This is a genomic window from Prochlorococcus marinus (genome assembly GCF_001180245.1).
In the GTDB taxonomy this organism is placed as follows: domain Bacteria; phylum Cyanobacteriota; class Cyanobacteriia; order PCC-6307; family Cyanobiaceae; genus Prochlorococcus_A; species Prochlorococcus_A marinus_F.
Genome location: NZ_CVSV01000105.1, coordinates 1 through 456 on the forward strand (window position 1 = coordinate 1; position 456 = coordinate 456).

At 34.6% G+C, this 456-nt stretch carries 1 protein-coding gene; it reads right to left on the reverse strand.

Features of this window, described 5'->3' with window-relative positions; translation table 11 throughout:
* Positions 1 to 150 precede the first annotated feature (150 nt).
* Positions 151 to 456: DUF1330 domain-containing protein (locus AMO19_RS03515; protein WP_082302700.1), on the reverse strand; the 306-nt coding region annotated here is incomplete at its 5' end.

The window sequence follows — 456 nt, forward strand, 5'->3', positions numbered from 1 at the left end:
CACAGTCATAAAAGAGTTTTACAGACTCTCTATTTAATTACTTGCTCTAAGAATCATGAGACTGTAACGAGATTTGAGCGAGGATTTGCTATACCTTGCATAACTTTGCTGCCTGACGTAGCTAAGAATCACTAGAAATAGCTTTGTTTTTTATCTATTTCTCTCAACTATTCTAAAATTCATATCTATAGCTCCTTTCCTTAAAGGAATAATATTTTGATAACCACCTTCATAGCAATCTTGCGCCGCTTTTTTGCTTGGGAATTGTGCTAGCACAGAAAACGGTCCGTCATATCCTTCTCTTACATCTGTTTCATAATCAACTGTTAATGTCTTTGCTCCACATCCTTTTACAACTACATTATTTACTTCTGCAAAGTATTTACCTGCTTGTTCTGGATTTGTAATCCTTCCAGAAATCATTACATAACCAACATTCTTGTCTTTTGGAACTTT